Source organism: Rhizobium sp. RU35A (genome assembly GCF_900156005.1).
GTDB lineage: Bacteria > Pseudomonadota > Alphaproteobacteria > Rhizobiales > Rhizobiaceae > Neorhizobium > Neorhizobium straminoryzae.
Genome location: NZ_FTMR01000002.1, coordinates 130835 through 151977, shown reverse-complemented (window position 1 = coordinate 151977; position 21143 = coordinate 130835). Strand labels below are relative to the sequence as shown.

The following is a 21143-nucleotide window of genomic DNA, read 5'->3' as shown; positions in this document are numbered from 1 at the left end:
GGCCGTTTCATCTCCTCGTCCGCGAGCGTGGATGGCTCCCCTCCTTTCATGACACCGTCAGCCCGCCCAAACGGCTGCGGTATAGAGGCAGAAGCGCGCAACCAGCCAGCCTCTGCCGGCACGGAACAATCTGCCCCTTCATCGGTTGGTCACGCTGAACGCGATGCAAGCAAGAGGAGGCAGGTCATGTATGATGACCCCAAATCCCGCAATATCCCGCGCGAACAGTCTGCCCGGGCACGCCCGGGCGGCCCGGGCGACCCGAGTGGAACGACGGCCGGAGAGCCGGCATGATCAGCAATTTCTGGTTTGCAGCCGTCGCCATCGGCCCCGTGCTGATCGGCAGCGTCATCGTGTCGGCCATGGTCCGGCAGCGTCGCATGCGATCTCTCACCAGGACGCCAAGCCGCACCACCGCCTCCGATCGGTGGGACGAGGACGCCTCGCAGCAAAACCGTTGAGATTTCGCAGGAACATTCGCAGCGCGCCCCGGTTAGACCCGTGCAATCTGCGGCCATCACAACGGTCGGCAGAGAGACACCCCACCACCGAGGAGAGACGCATCATGGCCGACAAGACCCTTGAGGATCTGTTCTACGAAACGCTGAAGGACATCTACTACGCGGAGCGCAAGATTTCGAAGGCGCTGCCGAAGATGGCGCGCGGTGCCACCGACCCGAAGCTGAAGCAGGCCTTCCTGAAGCACAAGGAGGAAACCGACGGGCAGATCGAGCGCCTGCAGCAGGTCTTCGAGCTGATCGGCAAGCGCGCCCGCGGCAAGACCTGCCCCGCCATTGACGGCATCATCGAGGAAGGAGAGGAAATCCTCGACGAATTCAAGGGTACGCCCGCCCTTGATGCCGGCCTGCTGGCAGCGGCCCAGGCTGTCGAGCATTACGAGATCAGCCGTTATGGCACCCTGCGCTCCTGGGCGATGCAGCTTGGCCTCAAGGACGCCGTCGCCCTGCTCGAGGCAACACTCGCCGAAGAGAGCAAGACCGACGAAACGCTGACGCAGCTTGCCGAAAGCGCCGTCAACAGCGCCGCCCGCAAGGCGGCCTGAACCGGATCGTCGAAGCAGTCCGCCGTCTCCGGAAACGGGGGCGGCGCATGTCTTCCGGCATGCCGCCCCGCATGAAAAACCCGCGAAGAGTCGATGTCTCCGCGGGCCGGACCGGCAAAATGGCGGCGTGACCGCCTCAGTGCGGCAGATGCTGCGTATGGTGCACGATGCTGCTGAATTCGCCGCTGACTTCCTGCCTGCGAAAGACGGTGCGGCGCAGTGTCTGCACATCGCGTGCGGCATGCGCACGGGCCGCCTTCAAGGCAAGCGCATAGCTCGGAAAGGATGCAGAGGGCTGGCCGTCGAAGACGTAGATCCAGCCCGTGGCATGTGGCACGATATCAAGGCATTTTTCCATCAGATGGCTCCTCCTTGCCCGCGCACCGAACCCGCGAGAGACGAAGAAGTTCCGCTCATCCCGCATTTTGCCGATTTAGAGGATTGCCAGCAGCCGCTGCAGCGCACAAAATTCGACGGACGCGGGAACTTTAGTCAGTTTCGCGTGTTCTGACGGTTGGGCGAATGGAGAGGAAGATGGCGGACTCACACGAGTGGATCAGAAACCGGGCCTACGCGCTCTGGGAAGAAGAGGGGCGTCCGCACGGCAAGGATGCCGAGCACTGGACGCGCGCCTGCGAGGAATTTGAAACGCAGGCCAGCACCACAGCGAAACCGGCAGTCACGCGTGCCAAGAAGGTGGGAAGTCCGGCACAATCTGCCCCCACCACGGAAGCCACACCGAAGTCGGTAAAGGCAACCTCGGCAAAGACAAAGGTCCCGACCGCGAAAGCGGCAGCCAAGACGCCTGCCGCCAAGCCCGGCACGGAAGCCAAATCTATCGAGCCGGTTGCGGCACCGGCCAGGAAACGCAGCGCCAAGACACCCGTCGCCTGAGATCGTCCTCCCCTCATTGCCAAGCTTTACACCGTCGCGGATCACTTCGCGGCGCTGGAACATCGTTGTCCTTATCGTCGAGTGCGGCATGCAGGTCCAGTTTTGCGAACCCTCCGTTTTCGGGGCTCACCCCTTTTGCACAAAGCGAGGGAACGCCCAGGGTGGGCGCAGCGTTCATCAGGACGCGACAACGGCACGTCCCCATCCGGGGGCGCGTCACGGGTATGGCGCGCGGAGAATTGTTCCATGATGAATGCGCCCTTCACTCTGGATGACCGCCGTGAGCGACGAGGGGGCCGTGACCGGCTTCCCGAGCCGCCACGCATCGGAAGGGCAATGCCGACGATGAAGATCCTCTCGGTGACGTCAGAACTCTTTCCCGTTATCAAGACTGGCGGCCTTGCCGATGTGACGGGCTCATTACCCAAGGCACTGGCCACTCTTGGAATCGCCACCACGACACTGCTTCCGGGTTATCCGGTGGTGCTGCGCCAGATCGGCCAGAGCGGCGTTCCGCTGATGACCTTCGATGACCTGCTTGGAGAGCGCGCGACCCTGCTGCATGCAAGCGTCGAGGATCTCGATCTTCTGGTGCTCGACGCGCCCGCGCTGTTTGACCGACCGGGCGGCCCCTATGTGGATGAAGCAGGCAACGATCATCCCGACAACTGGCTGCGCTTTGCAGCCCTGTCGCGCGCGGCGGCGGAAATTGCTGGCGGAGCGCTGCCCGGCTGGCAGCCGGATCTCGTACATACCCATGACTGGCAGTCGGCCCTGACCTCGGTCTACATGCGCGACATGGGCTGCCGGGTGCCTGTCGTGCTGACCATTCACAACATCGCCTTCCAGGGCCAGTTCGGCGCCGACCGGTTGGCCGCGATCGGCCTTCCGGACCGTCTCAACACCACCGACTGCCTCGAATATTTCGGCGATATCAGCTATCTGAAAGGCGGGCTGCAGACGGCCGACATCATCACCACGGTCAGCCCCACCTATGCCCGCGAAATCCTCACACCGCGCTTCGGCATGGGGCTCGATGGCGTGCTGAACGAGCGGGTGATGGCGCTGCGCGGCATCGTCAACGGCATCGATCTCGACATCTGGAATCCGGCCACCGATCCGCATCTGCCGCGCAATTACGATGCCACGAGCCTGAGACGCAAGCGGGAGAACCGCGAGGTGCTGCTGGAGCGCTTCGGACTCGATCAGGACGAGGGACCGGTGTTTTCAGCCGTCACTCGCCTCACCTGGCAGAAGGGCATGGACATGTTCGCCGATGCCGCCGACGAGGTTCTGCGCCAGGGCGGCAAGGTGATCGTGTTCGGCAAGGGCGATCACGCGATCGAACAGGCGCTGCGCGTGACCGCCGCCCGCTTCCCCGGCCGCATGGCCGTGCATATCGGCTATGACGAGCCGACCGCGCATCTGATCCACGGCGGATCGGACGCGATCGTCCAGCCGTCGCGCTTCGAACCCTGCGGCCTGACGCAGCTTTATGCGCTGCGCTATGGCTGCGTGCCGGTGGTGTCACGCACCGGCGGGCTTTCGGAAACCATCATCGACGCCAATGATGCGGCCATGTCGGCGCGCGTTGCCACCGGCTTCCAGTTCCATCCGGTCAACACGGACGGGTTGCGGCTCGCGCTCCGCCGTGCGCTCGACACCTATGCCGACCCCCGCCAATGGGCAAGGCTGCAGAACCAGGGCATGAAGACCCGCTTTTCCTGGGAGCGCAGCGCGGAGAAATATGCGGCGATCTACACCAATCTGGTCAGTCGGCGCGCCGCTGCCTCCTGATGTCAGGCCTGGATCAGCCAACGAAACTTCCTGCCATGGAATACCAAAAGCGCCCGCCTTCCGATGAGAAGGCGGGCGCTTTGCAATGTGGCGAACACGATCGGTTCCGCGCCTGCGGCGATGCACGCAGAAGAAAGTGACACCGCACACGAAAACGCGCCCCCTGCCGGTGATGGCAGAGAGCGCGCGCCCGGGGAAACGGGTGGGGCGATCAGCCGCGGCGGAACACGGCGAGGCTGCGGCCTTCCAGTTCGAAATCCTCGTCCTGATCGATCTCCTGGCCGCGAATGGTGACATCCGCCGTCGTCAGTTCGAGGATCCACTTGCCCTTGTTGAGCGGCGGGATCTTGAACGGCACCTGCCCTTCGAACGGGTTGAACAGCATCAGCACATCCGACCAGATGCCCTTCTGTCCCTCGAGATCGCGCCGGCCGAGATGCAGGCCTAGCGTCGTGCCTTCCAGCCACTGCTCCGGCTGCTGGTAGCCGCCACCGGCATTGAACCAGTTGACTTCCATGCCGTCGCGCCAGCTCTCGCGGCGGAAGATCGGCTGGGTGTGACGCAGCGTGATCAGGTGACGCGTGAAATTGCGCAGCGCCTCGTTGGTCTCCGGCAGGTCCTCCCACTGGACCCACGAAATCTCGCTGTCCTGGCAGTAGCCGTTGTTGTTGCCCATCTGGCTGCGACCGAATTCGTCGCCGGCCAGCAGCATCGGCGTGCCATGCGAGAGAAACAGCGTGGCGAGGAAATTGCGCTTCTGGCGCTCGCGCACCGCATTGATGCCCTCGTCCTCGGTCGGGCCTTCCGCACCGTAATTATAGCTGCGGTTGTCGTTGTGGCCGTCGTTGTTGTCCTCGCCATTATCCGCATTGTGCTTCTCGTTGTAGGAAACGAGGTCATTCAGCGTAAAACCGTCATGGGCGGCGAGGAAGTTGACGCTTGCCCAGGGACGGCGTCCGCGCAAATCGTAAATGTCGCCGGAGCCGAGGAGGCGCGCGGCAAAGTCCGGCGCGGTGTTCTGGTCGCCCTTCCAGTATTCGCGCGTGGTATCGCGATACTTGTCGTTCCATTCGGCCCAGCCGGGGGGAAAGCCACCGACCTGATAGCCGCCCGGGCCGATGTCCCAGGGCTCGCCGATCAGCTTGACGCGCGACAGGATCGGGCATTGCGTGATGGCGTCGAAGAAGCCGCCGCGCTGGTCGAAGCCTTCCGGCTCACGGCCGAGAATGGTGCCGAGGTCGAAGCGGAAGCCGTCGACATGCATGTGCTCCACCCAGTAGCGCAGCGAATCCATCACCATCTGCAGCACGCGCGGATGCGAGGTGTTCACCGTGTTTCCGGTGCCGGTATCGTTGATGTAGTAGCGGTGATTGTCCGGCAGGGTGCGGTAGTAGGAAAAGTTGTCGATACCCTTGAAGGAGAGCGTCGGCCCCAGCTCATTGCCCTCGGCGGTGTGGTTATAGACCACGTCGAGAATGACTTCGATGCCGGCATCGTGGTAGGCGCGCACCATGTCGCGAAAGCCTTGGATGCCACGCGGGCCATAATAGCGCGAGGCCGGCGCGAAAAAGCCGATGGTGTTGTAGCCCCAGAAATTGTGCAGGCCCCTGTCCAGCAGATGCTGGTCATCGGGAAACTCGTGCACCGGCATCAGTTCCACCGAGGTGATGCCGAGGCTCTTGATGTAATCCACCGAAGCCTTGTGCCCCATGCCGTCGAAGGTGCCGCGCAGATCCTGCGGGATGGCCGGGTTGAGCTTGGTGAACCCCTTCACATGCGTCTCGTAGACGATGGTGGAGGGCCAGGGCACGTTCGGACGGTTGTCCGGCGTCCAGTCGAAATCCTTCGGGTCGATCACGCGGCACTTCGGGGTGAACGGCGCGCTGTCGCGCTCGTCGAAGGTGAGATCCTTGTCGTCGTGATAGATGTCATAGGCGAAATGCGCGTCGTTCCAGTCGAAGGTTCCGACCAGTTCGCGGGCATAAGGATCGATCAGCAGCTTGTTCGGGTTGAAGCGGTGGCCGTTTTCCGGATCGAAGGGGCCGTGCACGCGGTAGCCGTACAACTGCCCCGGCTTCACGCCCGGCAGATAGCCGTGCCAGATCTCGTGGGTGTATTCCGGCAGCGTGACGCGGGCGATCTCCCGCTTGCCGCTCTCATCGAAGAGGCAAAGCTCCACGCGCTCCGCATGGGCCGAAAAAATGGCGAAGTTCGTGCCTTCGCCATCGAAGTTCGCACCAAGCTCCAGCCAGGAACCGGGTTCAACGCTGACCGTTCGAAGATTGCTGTCCATGCCGCACCTTGTTGTGAGTGTGCGCCAACAAAGCGCGACCGGGGGAATCGTTCCCTTGCGTGTCGAAGATGCCGCAGGATCACGCTGCACCGCAGCAGAAGCCCGGTTTTTGCCGGTCGCGCGTAACTTTTCGCCCCCCTTGCGCGTTGGACAGGCATCGGCCGCAGAGACGGCGGCAACGGAACACCGGGAGATGAATCATGAACCACCTGACGCATGAGGAACTGGAGGGGCGCCTCAACGCCCACCGCGAACTGATGATCGATTTCATTGCTGCCCTGCTCTGCGGCGAGGAACGGGTCCAGGACTTCGCCCGCCGTCTGACGGAAGAGGCAAGCTTTCAGGACCATCAGGAGGATCCCGGCGTCCTTTCCGAAGACGATGCGGGACTGGCTGCCGCAACGACGGCCGCCGATGAGGTTCGCTCCATTCTAGAGGCGGCACGCGCCCGGGCAGACGCTTCGCAGAATCGCCACGGGTGATGCCGTTGCCTCCCGCATTGCAGCAACGAAAGAGGCGTCGCCTGCCATGTTTCGGCCAGACTCATGTCGCGATATTAAGAAGTGTGGCGGTTCTGTGGAACCGGAACAAGGGCATAGTCGTTCTGGTGGCACAGACCGCAAGGAGGGATCCGATGTCTCGCGAATGGCTTGAAGCTGCCACTGTGATGATGGTTATTGCCACCTGCTACATGATGGTGGTCCCCGTCTGACCTGCCGCCGGGCAGAGAAAAAGACGGCACTCCGTCCACCGGCGGCGTAAACGGCCTCCGGAGAGTTTCTTGTGGTGTTCGCCAGCCAGTGGGATGAACCGGACAAGACAGTCGCGAGATTACTGGCGAACATCCACGGCCTCACCCGCCTGTGCAGCCAATGAGGCGATGTAGCCTTTGGCAAGCCCATGCATAACGCACAACGTCTCCTCATATCTTTGCCATGTGACTTCGGAAACGTGCATACCGGCGCTGCATGCGTCTGCCGCACATAAACGCAAGTCACCTGCGCGACGGATTTGCGCACATTACGGCCATCTCTCATCCACCTCGACGCCGCGATCGGCGCAAATCCCGTCTCGGATGGAACTTGCACGCCCCGCACGGGTTAGAACATCAGGTCCGGCACGCCGCCGGACAGTGCCTCTCGCCGTCACTCGGGAGACCAAGGACAGGAGGAGTGAGATGCGCAAGGTCGAAGAGGTGATCCTCAGCCTGATCAGCCGGTTTCAACGCCGCGCCATCAGGCATGGGTCAGCCCCGCAGGGGCGTCAGGTTATGGTGCCGGCGAAAGTGGAACTGCCGCTACCCCGCACCCCACAGGAGGAAATGCTCGTGCCCGCCTCCATCAACGGGCGCGACCTTTCGAGCGGCCGCCTCTGACGAAGGTCAGATAACACGCGGCCAGCCGGTTTCGGCACGAACAGAAAAAGGAGACCAAGCATGACAGACATCACATCCGCACGCATTCTGATCCTCGCCACGGATGGCTATGAGCGTTCCGAACTGCACGTGCCGCTGGAAGAGCTGCGCAAGCGTGGCGCCACCGTCAAGATCGCCTCGCTGAAGCCCGGCGAGATCAGGAGCTGGGACGACAAGGACTGGGGCGACAGCGTCACCGTCGATCTGACGGTCGGCGAAGCCAAGCTGGATGACTACCACGCGCTGGTCATTCCGGGCGGCCAGATCAATCCGGACATCCTGCGCACCAGCGAGGATGCGGTGCGTCTGGTGCGCGCCTTCGTCGACAGCGGCAAGCCCGTAGCGGCAGTCTGCCACGGCCCCTGGCTGCTGGTGGAAGCCGATGCCCTGCGCGGCCGAAAGGCCACCTCCTATCACTCGATCCGCACCGACGTGAAGAATGCCGGCGCGATCTGGGAGGACAAGGAGGTCGTGGTGGACCAGGGCATCATCACCTCGCGCTCCCCGCAGGATCTGCAGGCCTTCGTCAGCAAGATCGTCGAGGAAGTGCAGGAGGGCAAGCACGCCCGCCGTGCCGCCTGACGCCGGTTCCTCTTGAGCAACACGAAGAACAACATCGAAAGGTCGCCCCGCAGGCGGCCTTTTTTCTGTGGCAGGATCACGCCGTGGTTTTGGCTGCCTGCATCAGGAAGGAAAGCAGCCGCCGTTCCTCCGCCCGCAGGCCGGCGAGATCGGCCCCGGCCTTGAGCGGCATTGCGCTTGCTGCATCGAGCGGTGCCACATCCTCCGCCAGCGACAGGATCGCCGGATGGATATAGCTGCTGCGGCAGACTGCCGGGGTATTCTGCAATTCTTCCGAGGCGGCCCTGGTCAGAAGCTTCACCCGGATTGTCTCGCCATCGAGGCGTGCCCGACGCGCCGCCCCGAAGGCCGCGAGGCTGCCGCCCCAGGTGCGGAAGGTTTTCGCCGAAATGGCAAGGCCCGCCGCCTCCGCCAGATAGGCGTTGAGCCGGCCGGAATCGACGGGATGCGGCACGCCCTCCTCGTCCGGCCAGGAGAACAGCTGGCGACCGGGCAGGTCGGCGATCTCCTCGAAGATGCGTTGCAGACGCGGGTGACGGATGGTGTGACGCACGCGCTTGCCGCCCTTGGCGGTGAAGCGGAGCTGTACGCCGTCCTTGCCGAGCCGCATGTGGCGCTTCAGCAGGGTGGTGGCGCCATAGGTCCTGTTTTCCTTTGCATAGGCGCGGTTGCCGACACGCAGATGTGTGGCGTCGAGCAGCGCCACCAGTGCAGCGATCACCGCTTCCGGCTGGTCGAGGCCGAGCGACAGATCCCGCTGGACGCGCCGGCGGATGCGGGGCAGCGCCTCGCCGAAGCGGATCATCTGGTCGTATTTGAGCTCGCTGCGAAAGCTCTGCCAGTCGGCGTGATAGCGGTACTGCTTGCGGCCGCGCGCATCATAGCCGGTGGCCTGCAGATGGCCGCGCGGATCGAGACAGATCCAGACATTCTGATAGGCCGGCGGCAGGCCGAGCGAGAGGATGCGGGACTTGTCTGCCCCTTCGCACAGAAGCGTGCCATCCGGCATGCGAAAACAGAAACCGCGGCCGCGGCGCTCGCGGCGAATGCCGGGTTCCGTGTCGTTGACATAGGTGAGCCCGACCTTGGAGAGGGCAAGCGCATCGGGCGCGGCGGTTTGCGTGATATCCATGGCCGCCAAACGCTGCGGCTCGTTCCTTCGTTCCCTGCCGCCTGCCCGTTCAAACCTGTGCCGTAGAGCAGCATGACCGCCTGCATCCCTGATTCGGAACACACGCCAAAGGCAATGTCAGCGGTGATGGATATCGCGGCCAACCTCCGCCAGCGGGCGTTCGAAGTGCCGCAGCGGCGCAGTCAGGCGCCAGACAAACCCCTCGATCGCATAGTCCACCTCGACCTGGCCGCTGAAGGAGGCTGCCGCATGCCGCTTGATGATCGTGGTGCCGAAGCCTGTTGCGGACGGCGCGGCGACCGACGGACCATTCCGCTCCTGCCACGAAATGATCAGTTCCGGCTCCTCGCCCTCGGTTTTCGACCAGACGAGATCGACACGACCCTCCGGCGCGGATAGAGCACCGTATTTGACGGAATTCGTCGCGAGTTCATGCAGAACAAGGCCGAGATTCTGCACCGCCTCAGCCCGCAGCACGAAATCCGGCCCCTGCACACGCACACGATTGCGGGTTTCGAGGAAGGTTTCGAGGTGCATGGCGACAACACGGGTGATCGGCACACCCGCCCATTGTTCCTGCGCCAGCATCTCTATGGACTTGCCGAGCCCTTGCAGCCGCTCGCCGATGGCCTGCTGAAAAGCCTCGATCGAGGTTTCCCGCCGGGCCAGCTGTCGCATCATGGCCTGCACCAGCGTCATGATGTTCTTCGTCCGATGCACCAGCTCATGCATGATGAGATGAACGCGGTCCTCCGCCTCGCTGCGGTCGAAGGAAGCGTTCGACAGGGCAACCGCAATATGGTTCGCCTCGGTGATGCGCGTCTCCACCGGCGAGACGATCTCGCCGCGACCGATCCGGTCGGCCATGGCGGCGATCTCGCGGATAGGACCACGCATCTGACGCGCCACAAGATAGGCCACCATCAGCCCCGCCGCGAGAATGAGAAGGCTGCCGATGATCAGGTAACGGGAGGTCCGCAGGATATCCATCTGCGCCTCGGCGATCGGCCCCCACACGACCACCCGCCAGGGCCAGTCCGGCAGGGTGGCATAGCCATACATCTGGCCCTGTCCACGTCCGACGTCCTCGATCGTGCCGCTGACGCCGGACATCAGGGCGAGCGTTTCCGGCGCGATCGGCGCCGGTTCACCCGGTGCCGCCCTGGTGGAGGCCACCACGAGGTTCGTCTGGTCAAGCACGGCCATGGACCAGCCTTTCGGAAGACTGGTGGCCCCCATCAGCCGATGCAGGTCCTCCGCATTCTGCGTGATGATCAGGGCAGCACCGGCCGGGGCAAGCTCCGGCGGAAGCGGCATCAGCACATTGAACACCCAGCGCTTGCTGGTAACACCGAAGAAGATGCTGGACACCTCGATCCTGCGGCTTTGCAGCACGGAGCGAAGACCGTCGAGATTGGCCATGCGCTGCAGCGGCTCGCCATAGGGCACGCGGGTATTCAGCTTCTGATTGCCGTCTCTATCGACCAGCAGCACGTAGCGCTGACTGTCCATCAGGCTGGCCTGGGTGCGGTGATGGAAGGCAGCGAGATCACCCGTACGCAGTTCCGGAGAGGTCGCGATCAGGCGCAGGGTGGTTGCGGCATCGCGCAGCTCGCGCTCGATGGTGCCGGCCATCATCATCGCATCTTCCTGCGTATCCTCGTTGAGGCTGTCGCGCTGCTGAGCCTCGAGTTGCAGCATCAGGAAGATCACGAAGGCGATCAGGGGCAAGGCAATGACGGCGGCCAGCGCCACGAGATAGACGCTGATCGAGGCCGTTGGAAAGATCCGCGTCGGGAATTTCATGTCAGCCGGTCCGTGCGGGCAGGAATGCCCCGAAATCGGGCAAGGCCGATGCCTTCATGACGTTCCGCCCCTTCTCCACACGTCGATGCATGCACGCTTCTATCTGATTTCCGATATGGAACCAAGCGGTGATCTGACGGCAGTCCGTCACGCCGACACGGCACCGTGTCAGTCGGAGCGTTCCGATCGGCTCCAGCGGCGCTCACCGGGCTCCGGCTGCGAGGGATTGTCCGCGCCAGGGGGCACAGTGTGGGCCGTGCTGTCCTCGGAATGCGTGATGACGGTCGGTTTGGCGGCCGCAACGCCGCTTGCCCGGCGGTCCGCCTGGCTTTCGGCAAACTGTCCGGCCGCGTCCCTTTTCGGCTGCCCGGCTTCGGGCCCCTTCGGCATATCCTTGCGCATGATTGCCTCCCTGGTTTGTGGCGCGGCCCGGAGGGTCCGTATCCCGACAACAGGCCGGATACGGGAATGTTCCCGCCCGCGGCGCGAGACATCGTCCCGCCGCGCGAGGGTCGATAGAGCGAATGTTCGTTGAGAAACCTCCTGAAGATCAGGGCGTTTCTCCGGAGATGGAATTTATAACGATACAAATCGACACGACGCCAACGCGGCCATGGAATATTTTTCATGCGCCACACCGTCAGGTAGAGTGCTGAAATAATTATGGAAAATCCTCTGAAAGGGATTCCGCCGGACGCGAAAATGTGGTGTGTATCGATTTATGTCGCAAGGTGGGGAGACCTCGCGGGGAGGCATGATCGATGACGCGTGAGGAGAGCGGGCCCGGCAAGGGCACGTCCGGGCATGAGGCCATGATGGGACCGCCCGGCAGGGCCAAGCCAACACTGAGAACGATTGCCGGGCTGACGGGCCTTGCCGTCACCACCGTGTCGCGCGCCCTGTCAGGCGACGTGCAGATCGCGCTGGAGACCCGCATGCGGGTGTCGCAGGTGGCACGCGAGATCGGCTATATGCCGGACCGCGCCGCCCAGCGCCTGCGCACCGGGCGCACCAATGTGATCAGTCTCATTCTCGATCCGCACGAAGAAATCCTCGGCTATGCCACCTCGATGATCAATGGGGTGACGGAGGCGCTGCGCGACACGCCCTACCATCTGGTCATCACGCCGCATTTCTCCGATCGGCCGCAGGTCGAGCCCGTGGCGCACATCCTGCGCAATCGCACCGCCGACGGGGTGATCTTCACCCGCACCGAGCCACTGGACGAACGGGTGAAGATGCTGCTGGAAAGCGATTTTCCCTTCATCTGCCATGGCCGCACGGAGCTTGCGACGCCGCATCCCTACGTGGATTACGACAACTATGCCTTCGCCTATCATGCCGCGCGCCGGCTGACGGCGAATGGATGCCGCAAGCTCGCGATCATCCTGCCGCCGCCCGTCTTCACCTTTGCTCATCACATGCGCCACGGCTTCATGACTGCGATCCGCGAGGAGGGCCTGGCCTACGCGATCCCGCAGGACGTGACGCTGGACAGCAAGTCGGATGCAATCCGCGACCGCTTCTTCGATCTGTTTTCCCGACCGGACCGGCCGGACGGCGTCGTCTGCGGTGGCGAGGTGATCGCCATGGCCGTGATGGCCGCCGCCTATGACCACGGCCTTCAACTTGGGCAGGATGTTCATATCGTGACCAAGCAGACGTCCGGCCTGTTCGATCAGGTAAGGCCGCGCATCCCGACCATCAGCGAGAATCTGACCGAGGCTGGCCGCCTGCTGGGCGAACTCCTGCTGAAGCGCATTGCGGAAAAAAAGCCGGTCACGGAACTGCAATATCTGCAGACCGTGACCGGCTTCTGAGACGTCCCCCAACGTCTCCGCGACGAGGATTACTCCTCGTCCTGGAACACTTCCTCGCGCTTGGCGCGGATGCTGGGCAAAAGCACCACAACGAGCACGACGAGGGCAATCGCCAGAAGAGTGGCGCTGATCGGGCGCGTCACAAAGGTGGACGGATCGCCGCGTGACAGGATCATGGCGCGGCGCAGGTTTTCCTCCAGCAGCGGCCCGAGCACAAAGCCGAGCAGAAGCGGCGCCGGCTCACAGCGCAACTTCACCAGCGCGTAGCCGAGGAAGCCGAAGAAGGCGACCGCATAGAGATCATAGACGTTGGAATTGACGCTGTAGACCCCGATCGAGCAGAAGGCCATGATGATCGGGAAGAGAACGTAGTAGGGGATCGTCAGCAGCTTCACCCACAGCCCGATCAGCGGCAGGTTGAGAACGACCAGCATCAGATTGCCGATCCACATCGAGGCGATGATGCCCCAGAACAGCGCCGGCTGCTCGGTCGCGACGTTCGGCCCCGGCACGATGCCCTGAATGATCATCGCGCCGACCATCAGCGCCATGACGGGATTGGCGGGAATGCCGAGCGTCAGAAGCGGGATGAACGAGGTCTGCGCGCCGGCATTGTTGGCCGATTCAGGCCCCGCAACACCGGCGATCGCCCCATGGCCGAATTCCTGCGGGGTCTTGGAGACGCGCTTCTCCACCGTGTAGGAGGCGAAGGCCGCCAGAATGGCGCCGCCACCCGGCAGGATACCGAGCGCCGAACCGATGATGGTGCCGCGGACCACAGGCGCAAACATCTTGCGGAAGTCGTCGCGGGTCGGAAGAAGGCCGGTGACCTTGGTGATGAGAACGGTACGGTTCTTCTCGCCCTCGAGGTTGCGCAGGATTTCGGCGATACCGAAAACGCCGACGGCGACTGCCACGAAGTTCAAGCCGTCGGCATATTCACGGATGCCGAGCGTGAAGCGCGGTGCACCGGAATAGATATCGGTACCGACAAGACCAAGCAGCAGGCCGAGCACCACCATGGCAAGCGCTTTCACGATGGAACCGGAGGCGAGTGCAATGGAAGAGACGAGGCCGACCACCATCAGCGAGAAATATTCGGCAGCCCCGAATTCCAGCGCGATCTTGGTGAGCGGCGGCGCGAAAACGGCAACCAGGAAGGTCGAGACCGTGCCGGCAAAGAAGGAGCCGAGTGCGGCAATGGCAAGGGCTGCTCCTGCCCTGCCCTTGCGGGCCATCTGGTATCCGTCGATGGCGGTGACGGCGGACGAGCTTTCACCGGGCATGTTGATGAGGATGGCCGTGGTCGAACCACCATACTGGGCGCCGTAATAGATCCCGGCCAGCATGATGAGCGAGGAGACCGGCTCCAGCTGGAAGGTGATCGGCAGCAGCATGGCAATGGTGGCCGTTGCGCCGATACCGGGCAGAACGCCGATCAGCGTGCCGAGCAGCACCCCGATCAGGCAGAAGAAGAGGTTGGCGAGTGACGAAGCCGTGGAAAAGCCGAGCGCGAGATTGTGAAAAAGTTCCATGATCGACCTCCTAGAAACCGAGCCAGGGGCCAAAACTGCGGAAGGGCAGGCCGAGACCGTAGCTGAACACTGCGACGGAGAAGACCGTCAGACCGGCAGACAACAGGGCCGCCATCAGCGGCGTCATGCGCGAGGAGGCGAAGGAGGCGATGAAAGCCGTCGCAAACAGCGCCGGCACAAAACCCAGACCGCGCACCGTCATGCCGAAGAAGATGGCAGAAGGCAGGATGAAGAGGAGGCCGCGCCAGGCGATCGGCCCCACGCCTTCATGCAGGCTGCGGAACGCCTGCACGATGATGATCACCCCAAGCAGGATCAGAACGCCCGCCAGCACCAGCGGAAAATAGCCCGGCCCCATGCGGAAGGCAGTGCCGATCGTCAGATCGAGCGACTGGAGCGCAAAGAATATGCCGAACAGAACAAAGATCGCGCCGCAGAGCGCATTGGTCTTGTCGATTGTGATCGATTTCATGGTTCCCCTCGAAAATGTCTGAGGTGCGGCCCCTCGCCGCCTGCGCCGTGACCAAGGCTTGGTGCACGGTTTCCGCCGCAATCCGCTGTTTGCCGCAGGGTGCGGCAGCAGATACGGAAAGGGCCCGCATCCCGTGATGCAGGCCCTGAGGCATGGCTCAGTCGGCGTACTGGCCAGCGGACTGGATCACCGGCTTCCAGCGGGCGATCTCGCTTTCCAGCTTGGCCTTCAGCGCAGCCGGGGTGGCATCGGCTTCCGGCGAGGGTGCGGTGCCAAGTTCGGCAAAGCGGGCAGCGACATTCGGATCCTTCAGTGCCACCTTCAGCGCCTTGGAGAGGCGTTCGGTCACGGCCGCCGGCGTGCCCTTCGGCGCGTAGATGCCATGCCAGATGCCGACCTCGAAGCCGGCCAAGCCGGCCTCGACGGCCGTCGGCACATCCTTCAGCACATCGAGGCGCTTCGGCGAGGTGACCGCATAGGCCTTGATCGTGCCGCCCTGGATCTGCTTGGTGGTGTTGGTGGTCTGGTCGCACATGATGTCCACCTGCCCGCCGAGAAGATCGGTCATGGCAGGCCCCGTACCCTTGTAGGGAACGGTGACGAGCGCGGTCTGGATGGCGCTCATGAACAGCATGCCGCACAGATGCGAGGCCGCACCGATGCCGGCATTGGCCACCGTCACCGTGTCCTTGTGGGTCTTGGCATAGTCGATCAGACCCTTGAGGTCCTTGGCTTCCATGTCCTTGCGTGCCACGATCGTCATCGGCACGTCGGTAACGAGACCGACATATTCGAAGGACTTCAGCGTGTCATAGGCAAGCTTGCGATAGAGCGTGGCGCTGGTGGCCATGCCGATATGGTGCAGCAGCACCGTGTAGCCATCCGGTTCCGCATTGGCGACGCGACCGGCCCCCAGCGTGCCGCCGGCACCGCCGACATTTTCAATGATGATCTGCTGGCCGAGATCCTTCGACATGGCTTCGGCCACGAGGCGGGACACCGTATCTGTGGGGCCACCCGCCGAGAAGGGAACGATCATGGTGATCGAACGCTCGGGATAGCCGGCGGCGGACGCCACCGTGGACGAAAGGGCAACGGCTGCGACGGCGGTCGCGCAGGCAAGAGCCTTGAAGAATTTCATCGACATCCTCCTCAGATGAAACCAAGCCGGTCGCCGCGGCTCCTCCCGGGCAACCTGGTGGGTTCATCTGTCTCGGGCGCCCGCGTTTTCGCAATCATGCCGGAACCATGACGAGGCGAGACCTGCGGCTTTTGCGGTGCACATGGGTGGATTTCGAAACATCGCGCAGCCGGAGCGGGTGGAATTCCACCCATTTCAAAATCCGATACTTACTCCTCCAGCTCCCGCAGGCTTTCCGGCGACAGGAGCTTCTTGTCGAGACCGTATTTCTGCATCTTTTCGTAGAGCGTCTTGCGGCTGATTCCCAACTGTTCGTAGACGGGCTTCAGGGCACCACCATGGGCGGCGATGGCACTCGCGATGATGTTGCGCTCGAAGGCCGCAACGCGGTCCGCCAGGCGGCCGCTTTCGGGCTTGACCAGCGCGCCGCCATCGCCCGGGCGCATGTCGAGGCCGAGCACCAGGCGGTCGGCAGCATTGCGCAGCTCGCGCACATTGCCCGGCCAGTCCTTCTGGGCCACCGAAGCCACCACCTCCTGCGGCACCTCGATATCGTCGCGGCCATAGCGCGCGCAGGCTTCCCTGACCAGCTGCAGGAAGAGCAGCGGAATATCCGCCCGCCTTTGGGCAAGCGAAGGCACGCGCAGTGTCGCGACGTTCAGACGGTAGAGCAGGTCGGCGCGGAACCGGCCGGCCTGAACCTCGGCCTCGAGATCCACCTTGCTGGTGGCGATGAAGCGCACGTCGAGACCGACCGTCTCGTTGGAGCCGAGCCGCGTGATCACCCGCTCCTGCAGCACGCGCAGGAACTTTGCCTGCAGGTCGAACGGCAGCGAGCCGATCTCGTCGAGCAGGATGGTGCCGCCACGGCCGTGCTCGAACTTGCCGTAGCGCGGCCGCAGCGCGCCGGGAAAGGCGCCGGCCTCGTGACCGAACAGCTCGCTTTCGATCAGGTTTTCCGGCAGCGCCGCGCAGTTGATGGCGATGAAGGGCCGGTTGGCACGCGGGCTCACATCATGCAGCGCACGCGCCACCACCTCCTTGCCGACGCCGGTTTCGCCGATGACAAGCGTATCGGCGTCCGCCGCGCCAATCGCACGGATCTGGTAGCGCAGGTCGACCATCAGCTGGGTGCGGCCGGGCAGCCGGCTTTCCACGTCGTCGCGCTTGCCGGCGACGGCTCTCAGGCGCCGGTTTTCCAGCACCAGCCCGCGCCGGTCGAGCGCGCGGCGGATGACCCCGGCCAGATGCGGCATGGTGAAGGGTTTTTCGATGAAGTCATAGGCGCCCTCGCGCATGGCCTTGACGGCCAGCTGCACATCGCCATGACCGGTGACGAGAATGACGGGGATCTCCGCATCCAGCTCGCGGATGCGCTGCATCAGAGTCATGCCATCGATGCCGGGCATGCGGATATCGCTGACCACGACGCCATCGAAAGCATAACCGATCAGTTCCAGCACATGGTCGGCGCTGGCCAGCGTCTGCACCGACAGGCCGGACAGCTCCAGCGCCTGCGCCGTGGAGCGCCGCAGCTCCTCCTCGTCATCCACCAAAAGAACCCGCTGCATGCCTACTCCGCCGCCTGCCCCACCTCGGCTGCAACCTCTTCCAGTTCGATCCGGAACAGGGCGCCCCCCTCCGGATGCTCATCGACACTGAGGCTGCCGCCGAAATCCTTGACGATGTTATAGGAGATGGAGAGGCCGAGACCCAAGCCCTTGCCGATACCTTTGGTGGTGAAGAAGGGATCGAAGATGCGTTCCCGGATGGCAGCCGGCACGCCGGGGCCGCGATCGCGGACCAGAAGCACGACGCGCCCCGCTTCGCGACGCACGGCAAGATCGATGCGGCGCTCCGGCAGCCCCTCGACGGCATCGGCGGCATTGGTGATAATATTGACCAGCACCTGCTGCAGTCGCACGGAACCGGCCTTCACCAAAGGCGGCGGCTCCTCCATCGCGATGACCAGAGCGGCATCAGCCGTCTTGAGGCGCGCCGCGACGATCTCCAGCGTATCGCGGATCACCTCGTCCAGCGCCACCGGCCCCAGTTTTTCGTTGGGCTTGCGGGCGAAATTGCGCAGGTGGCGGGAGATCGAGGCCATGCGATCGATCAGCGCGGAAATGCGCCGCACATTGTCACTCGCCTCCTCCAGCCGGCCACGCTCCATCAGCACGGCGGCACTGTCGGCATAGGTCTTGGCGGCAGCGAGCGGCTGGTTGAACTCGTGCGACAGTGCCGCCGACATCTGGCCGAGACCGGCAAGCTTGCCAGCCTGGATGAGGTCGGCCTGGGTCTGGCGCAGTTGCTGCTCCGTCAGGCGCCGCTCGGCGATCTCCTCCTCGATGCGATGGTTGACGCGGGCAAGGTCGGCAGTACGCTCCTCCACGCGTCGCTCCAGCTCCTCGCGCGCCTCCGCCTGCAGGTGCAGCCGCTCGGCGAGACGCGCGCGCCGCTGCATCAGGATTGCAAGACCAAGGCCGGCAAGGCAGAGCGAAAGGAGCGCAACAACGACGGCCGTCTGGGCCTGGGCGCGGGCGGAGGCCGTGTCCGTCAGCACCGTCACCGTCCAGCCTGCCTGCGGCATCGGCTGCGACGTCGCCAGATATTCGCGCGCGCCGCCCGGATCCGTCACCGTCAGCAGGCGGTGGCCGTCATCCTGCCGCTCGGCCACCGGCAGCTCGCGCAGAATGGCATCGGAATAGCGGCGCGAGGCGCGGGTGCGCGCCAGCCTCTCCGGCGTCAGCGGCAGGATGGCGCTGTAGAGCCATTCCGGCGTGCCGGTCATGAAGATGATGCCTTCCGGATCGGAGACGAAGATGCGGGAATCGCCGCCGACCCAGGAAGCCTCGATCGTGTCGATATCCACCTTGAAGACGATCACCCCGAGGATGCGACCGCCGATCTCGATGGGCGAGGAGAAATAGTAGCCGCGTCGGGCCGAAGTTGTTCCGAGTGCATAGAACCGCGCCTGCGCGCCGGCCGCCGCCTCCTGGAAATAGGGGCGGTAGCTGAAATTCTGGCCGATGAAACTGGTCGGCAGATCGTAATTGCTGGCGGCGATCGTCTCGCCATCCATCGTCATCATGTAGATGTCGGAGGATTTCAAAAGCGCGTTGATGCCGCTCAGATAGAGGTTGGTCGCATGACGTAGCACCGGATCATCGGGGGACTGGATCAGTGCCTCGATGGCCGGCTGGTCGGCAATCAGTGCCGGCAGCGGTTCGAAACGCCGCAGATGGCCGTCGAGAGCGGCGACTGCAAGGCGCAGCGTGGTGGCACCCTGCACCTCTGCTTCCTTCAGGTAGCGCCGCTCGATAATGGGGCTGCCATAGACGGCAAACAGGATGCCGATGACGACCAGACTGCCCAAAGCTGTGAGAAACTGCTTTTTCACCCGCGGCGCTCCTCCCCCGAGGCCGCCGCCAGTTGATCCGATCTCGCCGCACAACTCAAGAGCCAGCGAAGGATCCCCCAAGCTCTCTCAGGCATCGATTAACCGAACCTTCATGCGCAAGACCTAATGCTGCGGGACCTGGTGCGCATGGCCTGCCCTGCGGGTGGTGTGAGGGCAGCGGACTGCCAAGGAGGAACGGATGTATCGGCCCGTGGAGCCTGCAAGACTGGCGGATGCCCCGGCTTCCGGTGGCGTCCGTGCGATGCGTTCGCTGCTCGACCACACGCTTGAACCGCCCGAAGCGACAGCGCGCAGCCAAGCCCCCGGTGTATCGGGCGCAGCTGCCACGTCGTCGCCCTCAGGCCTGCATGCCGCACGTCCTGCCGCCGATCCGCTGGAGGTCCGGCTTGCCGGGGCCTTTCAGCGCCTCTCCTCCATCGGCGCTGCCGATCTCCTCAGCATGCTGCATCGCGGCCAGCGCCTGATTGCCATCTGTGCCGTGCTTGGTCTGGTCACGGCCCTTGCCTATGCCCTGACGACGCCGGCCCGCTTCACGGCCTCCACCGAGATCGTCATCAACCCCTCGAACCTCAACCTGGTGGCCGACGACGTGTTTGCCGCCAGCCCGCAACGCGACACCCAGCAGATGGAGGTGGAGAGCAAGCTGCGCATGCTGACCTCCGGCAAGGTGCTGCAGCAGGTGATCCAGGATCTTAACCTCACGCAGGATCCGGACTTCTTCAGGCCAGGCATCCTGTCTGGCCTGCTCTCGTCGCAGCCCACGGCAGAAGACCGGGAGCTTGCGGTGCTCAGGACGCTGGAGCGGCGCGTGACGGCAACGCGCGATGCGACCTCCTTCGTGGTGACGGTGTCCGTCTGGAGCGGCAATCCGGAAAAATCCGTCGAACTCGCGAAGGCCGTCGTCCGGGCCTTCGAGGCAAAACTGTTCGAAAGTGCGGCCGACAGCGCGGGGCGGCTGGCATCCACCATCAATGGCCGGCTGGAGGAACTGCGCCGCTCCGTCACGCAAGCAGAAGAGCGTGTCGAAAGCTTCAAGCGCCAGAAGGGCCTTCAGGAGGCGCAGGGCGAACTGACCTCTACCCGCAAGGCGAGCACGCTGGATGCGCAGGTGCTGGACGCCCAGCAGCGCCTGATCCAGGCGGAGGCACGGGCTGACCAGATGCGGGCGGCTCTGGCCGCGCGTCGTCTTGCCAGCGACGCCCTCTTCGATTCCGCGACCATGACGGCGCTGCGGGCGAGCTATACGGGGCTCGACCAGCAGGTCAGTGCGCTGTCGCTCATCTATGGCGCGCGCCATCCCCGGCTGGTCAGCCTTCAGACCGAACGCGCCACCGTGGAACGGGCGATGACCGAAGAAGCGCAGCGCATTCTTGCCGCCGCCACGGCCGAGGCCGATCAGGCTCGCAGCAGCCTGAATGGGCTCAAGGACAAGGCGAATGACGAGCGCGCGACCGTCTTCACCGACAATGATGCGCAGGTGACCCTGCGGGAACTGGAACGCGACGCCCGCGCCCGCGCCTCCGTCTACGAAACCTATCTGGCCCGCACCCACCAGATCGCCGAGCGTCAGCAGATCGATACCAGCAATGTGCAGGTTATCTCAGAGGCCGTGCCGCCGCAGACGAAGAGCTGGCCACCGGGGGCGGCAATCCTCGCTCCGGCCGGCCTCGTGATCGGGGCACTGCTCGGTCTGATGCTGGCACTCACGCTCGGTCTCTGGCGCCACGCGCTGCCGGCCCCGCCGATGGCCGCAAACCGGCAGTGAACAAGCGC

19 protein-coding genes are annotated in these 21143 nt (G+C 64.0%); 9 read left to right on the top strand and 10 right to left on the bottom strand.

What is annotated here, in order from left to right:
- Positions 1 to 290: 290 nt before the first annotated feature.
- A complete protein-coding gene (locus F3H95_RS27085; RefSeq protein ID WP_188134299.1) occupies positions 291 to 461 on the top strand; it encodes a hypothetical protein in 171 nt (56 codons plus the stop codon).
- A gap of 104 nt (positions 462 to 565) precedes the next feature.
- On the top strand, positions 566 to 1063 hold the full coding sequence (locus F3H95_RS05320) for a ferritin-like domain-containing protein (RefSeq protein WP_149745186.1): 498 nt from the start codon (positions 566 to 568) through the stop codon (positions 1061 to 1063).
- 136 nt (positions 1064 to 1199) lie between these two features.
- On the opposite strand, the gene F3H95_RS05315 is transcribed toward F3H95_RS05320, so the two are convergent.
- Complete coding sequence (locus tag F3H95_RS05315) at positions 1200 to 1421, bottom strand: hypothetical protein (protein ID WP_143125331.1); 222 nt, start codon at positions 1419 to 1421, stop codon at positions 1200 to 1202.
- Between the two features lie 176 nt (positions 1422 to 1597).
- On the opposite strand from F3H95_RS05315, the gene F3H95_RS05310 reads away from it, so the two are divergent.
- Entirely contained in the window at positions 1598 to 1957 is a 360-nt protein-coding gene (locus F3H95_RS05310; protein ID WP_149745185.1) for a DUF2934 domain-containing protein, read from the top strand.
- A gap of 345 nt (positions 1958 to 2302) precedes the next feature.
- Positions 2303 to 3754, top strand: a complete 1452-nt coding sequence (glgA, locus tag F3H95_RS05305) for a glycogen synthase GlgA (protein WP_188134335.1) — start codon at positions 2303 to 2305, stop codon at positions 3752 to 3754.
- Positions 3755 to 3965: 211 nt separating this feature from the next.
- On the opposite strand, the gene glgX is transcribed toward glgA, so the two are convergent.
- Positions 3966 to 6047, bottom strand: a complete 2082-nt coding sequence (glgX, locus tag F3H95_RS05300) for a glycogen debranching protein GlgX (RefSeq protein WP_149745183.1) — start codon at positions 6045 to 6047, stop codon at positions 3966 to 3968.
- Between the two features lie 200 nt (positions 6048 to 6247).
- On the opposite strand from glgX, the gene F3H95_RS05295 reads away from it, so the two are divergent.
- The 3 genes from F3H95_RS05295 to F3H95_RS05285 all read left to right on the top strand — a co-directional run bounded on the left by F3H95_RS05295 (position 6248) and on the right by F3H95_RS05285 (position 8043).
- The gene (locus tag F3H95_RS05295; protein ID WP_149745182.1) at positions 6248 to 6529 is read left to right on the top strand and encodes a hypothetical protein; all 282 of its coding nucleotides are present in this window, start codon (positions 6248 to 6250) and stop codon (positions 6527 to 6529) included.
- 695 nt (positions 6530 to 7224) lie between these two features.
- A complete protein-coding gene (locus tag F3H95_RS05290) occupies positions 7225 to 7422 on the top strand; it encodes a hypothetical protein (RefSeq protein ID WP_143125336.1) in 198 nt (65 codons plus the stop codon).
- Between the two features lie 60 nt (positions 7423 to 7482).
- Positions 7483 to 8043, top strand: a complete 561-nt coding sequence (locus F3H95_RS05285) for a type 1 glutamine amidotransferase domain-containing protein (protein WP_143125337.1) — start codon at positions 7483 to 7485, stop codon at positions 8041 to 8043.
- A gap of 76 nt (positions 8044 to 8119) precedes the next feature.
- On the opposite strand, the gene F3H95_RS05280 is transcribed toward F3H95_RS05285, so the two are convergent.
- From F3H95_RS05280 to F3H95_RS05270, 3 genes are all read right to left on the bottom strand, one after another.
- Positions 8120 to 9175, bottom strand: a complete 1056-nt coding sequence (locus F3H95_RS05280; RefSeq protein ID WP_149745181.1) for a DNA topoisomerase IB — start codon at positions 9173 to 9175, stop codon at positions 8120 to 8122.
- A gap of 117 nt (positions 9176 to 9292) precedes the next feature.
- The gene (locus F3H95_RS05275; RefSeq protein ID WP_149745180.1) at positions 9293 to 10981 is read right to left on the bottom strand and encodes a sensor histidine kinase; all 1689 of its coding nucleotides are present in this window, start codon (positions 10979 to 10981) and stop codon (positions 9293 to 9295) included.
- 168 nt (positions 10982 to 11149) lie between these two features.
- Complete coding sequence (locus F3H95_RS05270; RefSeq protein ID WP_244617894.1) at positions 11150 to 11383, bottom strand: hypothetical protein; 234 nt, start codon at positions 11381 to 11383, stop codon at positions 11150 to 11152.
- Between the two features lie 359 nt (positions 11384 to 11742).
- Here F3H95_RS05270 and F3H95_RS05265 point away from each other — a divergent pair, with 359 nt between their 5' ends.
- The gene (locus tag F3H95_RS05265) at positions 11743 to 12801 is read left to right on the top strand and encodes a LacI family transcriptional regulator (protein WP_149745179.1); all 1059 of its coding nucleotides are present in this window, start codon (positions 11743 to 11745) and stop codon (positions 12799 to 12801) included.
- A gap of 29 nt (positions 12802 to 12830) precedes the next feature.
- Here the strand turns inward: F3H95_RS05265 and F3H95_RS05260 are convergent, their stop codons facing one another.
- The 5 genes from F3H95_RS05260 to F3H95_RS05240 form a co-directional block, all read right to left on the bottom strand.
- Positions 12831 to 14336 (bottom strand): tripartite tricarboxylate transporter permease, encoded by a 1506-nt coding sequence (locus F3H95_RS05260; RefSeq protein WP_143125341.1) that lies wholly within the window; start codon positions 14334 to 14336, stop codon positions 12831 to 12833.
- Between the two features lie 10 nt (positions 14337 to 14346).
- The gene (locus F3H95_RS05255) at positions 14347 to 14808 is read right to left on the bottom strand and encodes a tripartite tricarboxylate transporter TctB family protein (protein WP_143125342.1); all 462 of its coding nucleotides are present in this window, start codon (positions 14806 to 14808) and stop codon (positions 14347 to 14349) included.
- 157 nt (positions 14809 to 14965) lie between these two features.
- Entirely contained in the window at positions 14966 to 15949 is a 984-nt protein-coding gene (locus tag F3H95_RS05250) for a tripartite tricarboxylate transporter substrate-binding protein (RefSeq protein WP_143125343.1), read from the bottom strand.
- Between the two features lie 209 nt (positions 15950 to 16158).
- A complete protein-coding gene (locus F3H95_RS05245) occupies positions 16159 to 17520 on the bottom strand; it encodes a sigma-54 dependent transcriptional regulator (protein WP_143125344.1) in 1362 nt (453 codons plus the stop codon).
- 2 nt (positions 17521 to 17522) lie between these two features.
- Positions 17523 to 19349: a sensor histidine kinase gene (locus tag F3H95_RS05240; RefSeq protein WP_348530043.1), complete on the bottom strand. Its 1827-nt coding sequence runs from the start codon at positions 19347 to 19349 to the stop codon at positions 17523 to 17525.
- A 199-nt stretch (positions 19350 to 19548) separates the two neighbouring features.
- Here F3H95_RS05240 and F3H95_RS05235 point away from each other — a divergent pair, with 199 nt between their 5' ends.
- The gene (locus F3H95_RS05235) at positions 19549 to 21135 is read left to right on the top strand and encodes a GumC family protein (RefSeq protein WP_244617893.1); all 1587 of its coding nucleotides are present in this window, start codon (positions 19549 to 19551) and stop codon (positions 21133 to 21135) included.
- The last annotated feature ends 8 nt before the right edge of the window (positions 21136 to 21143 follow it).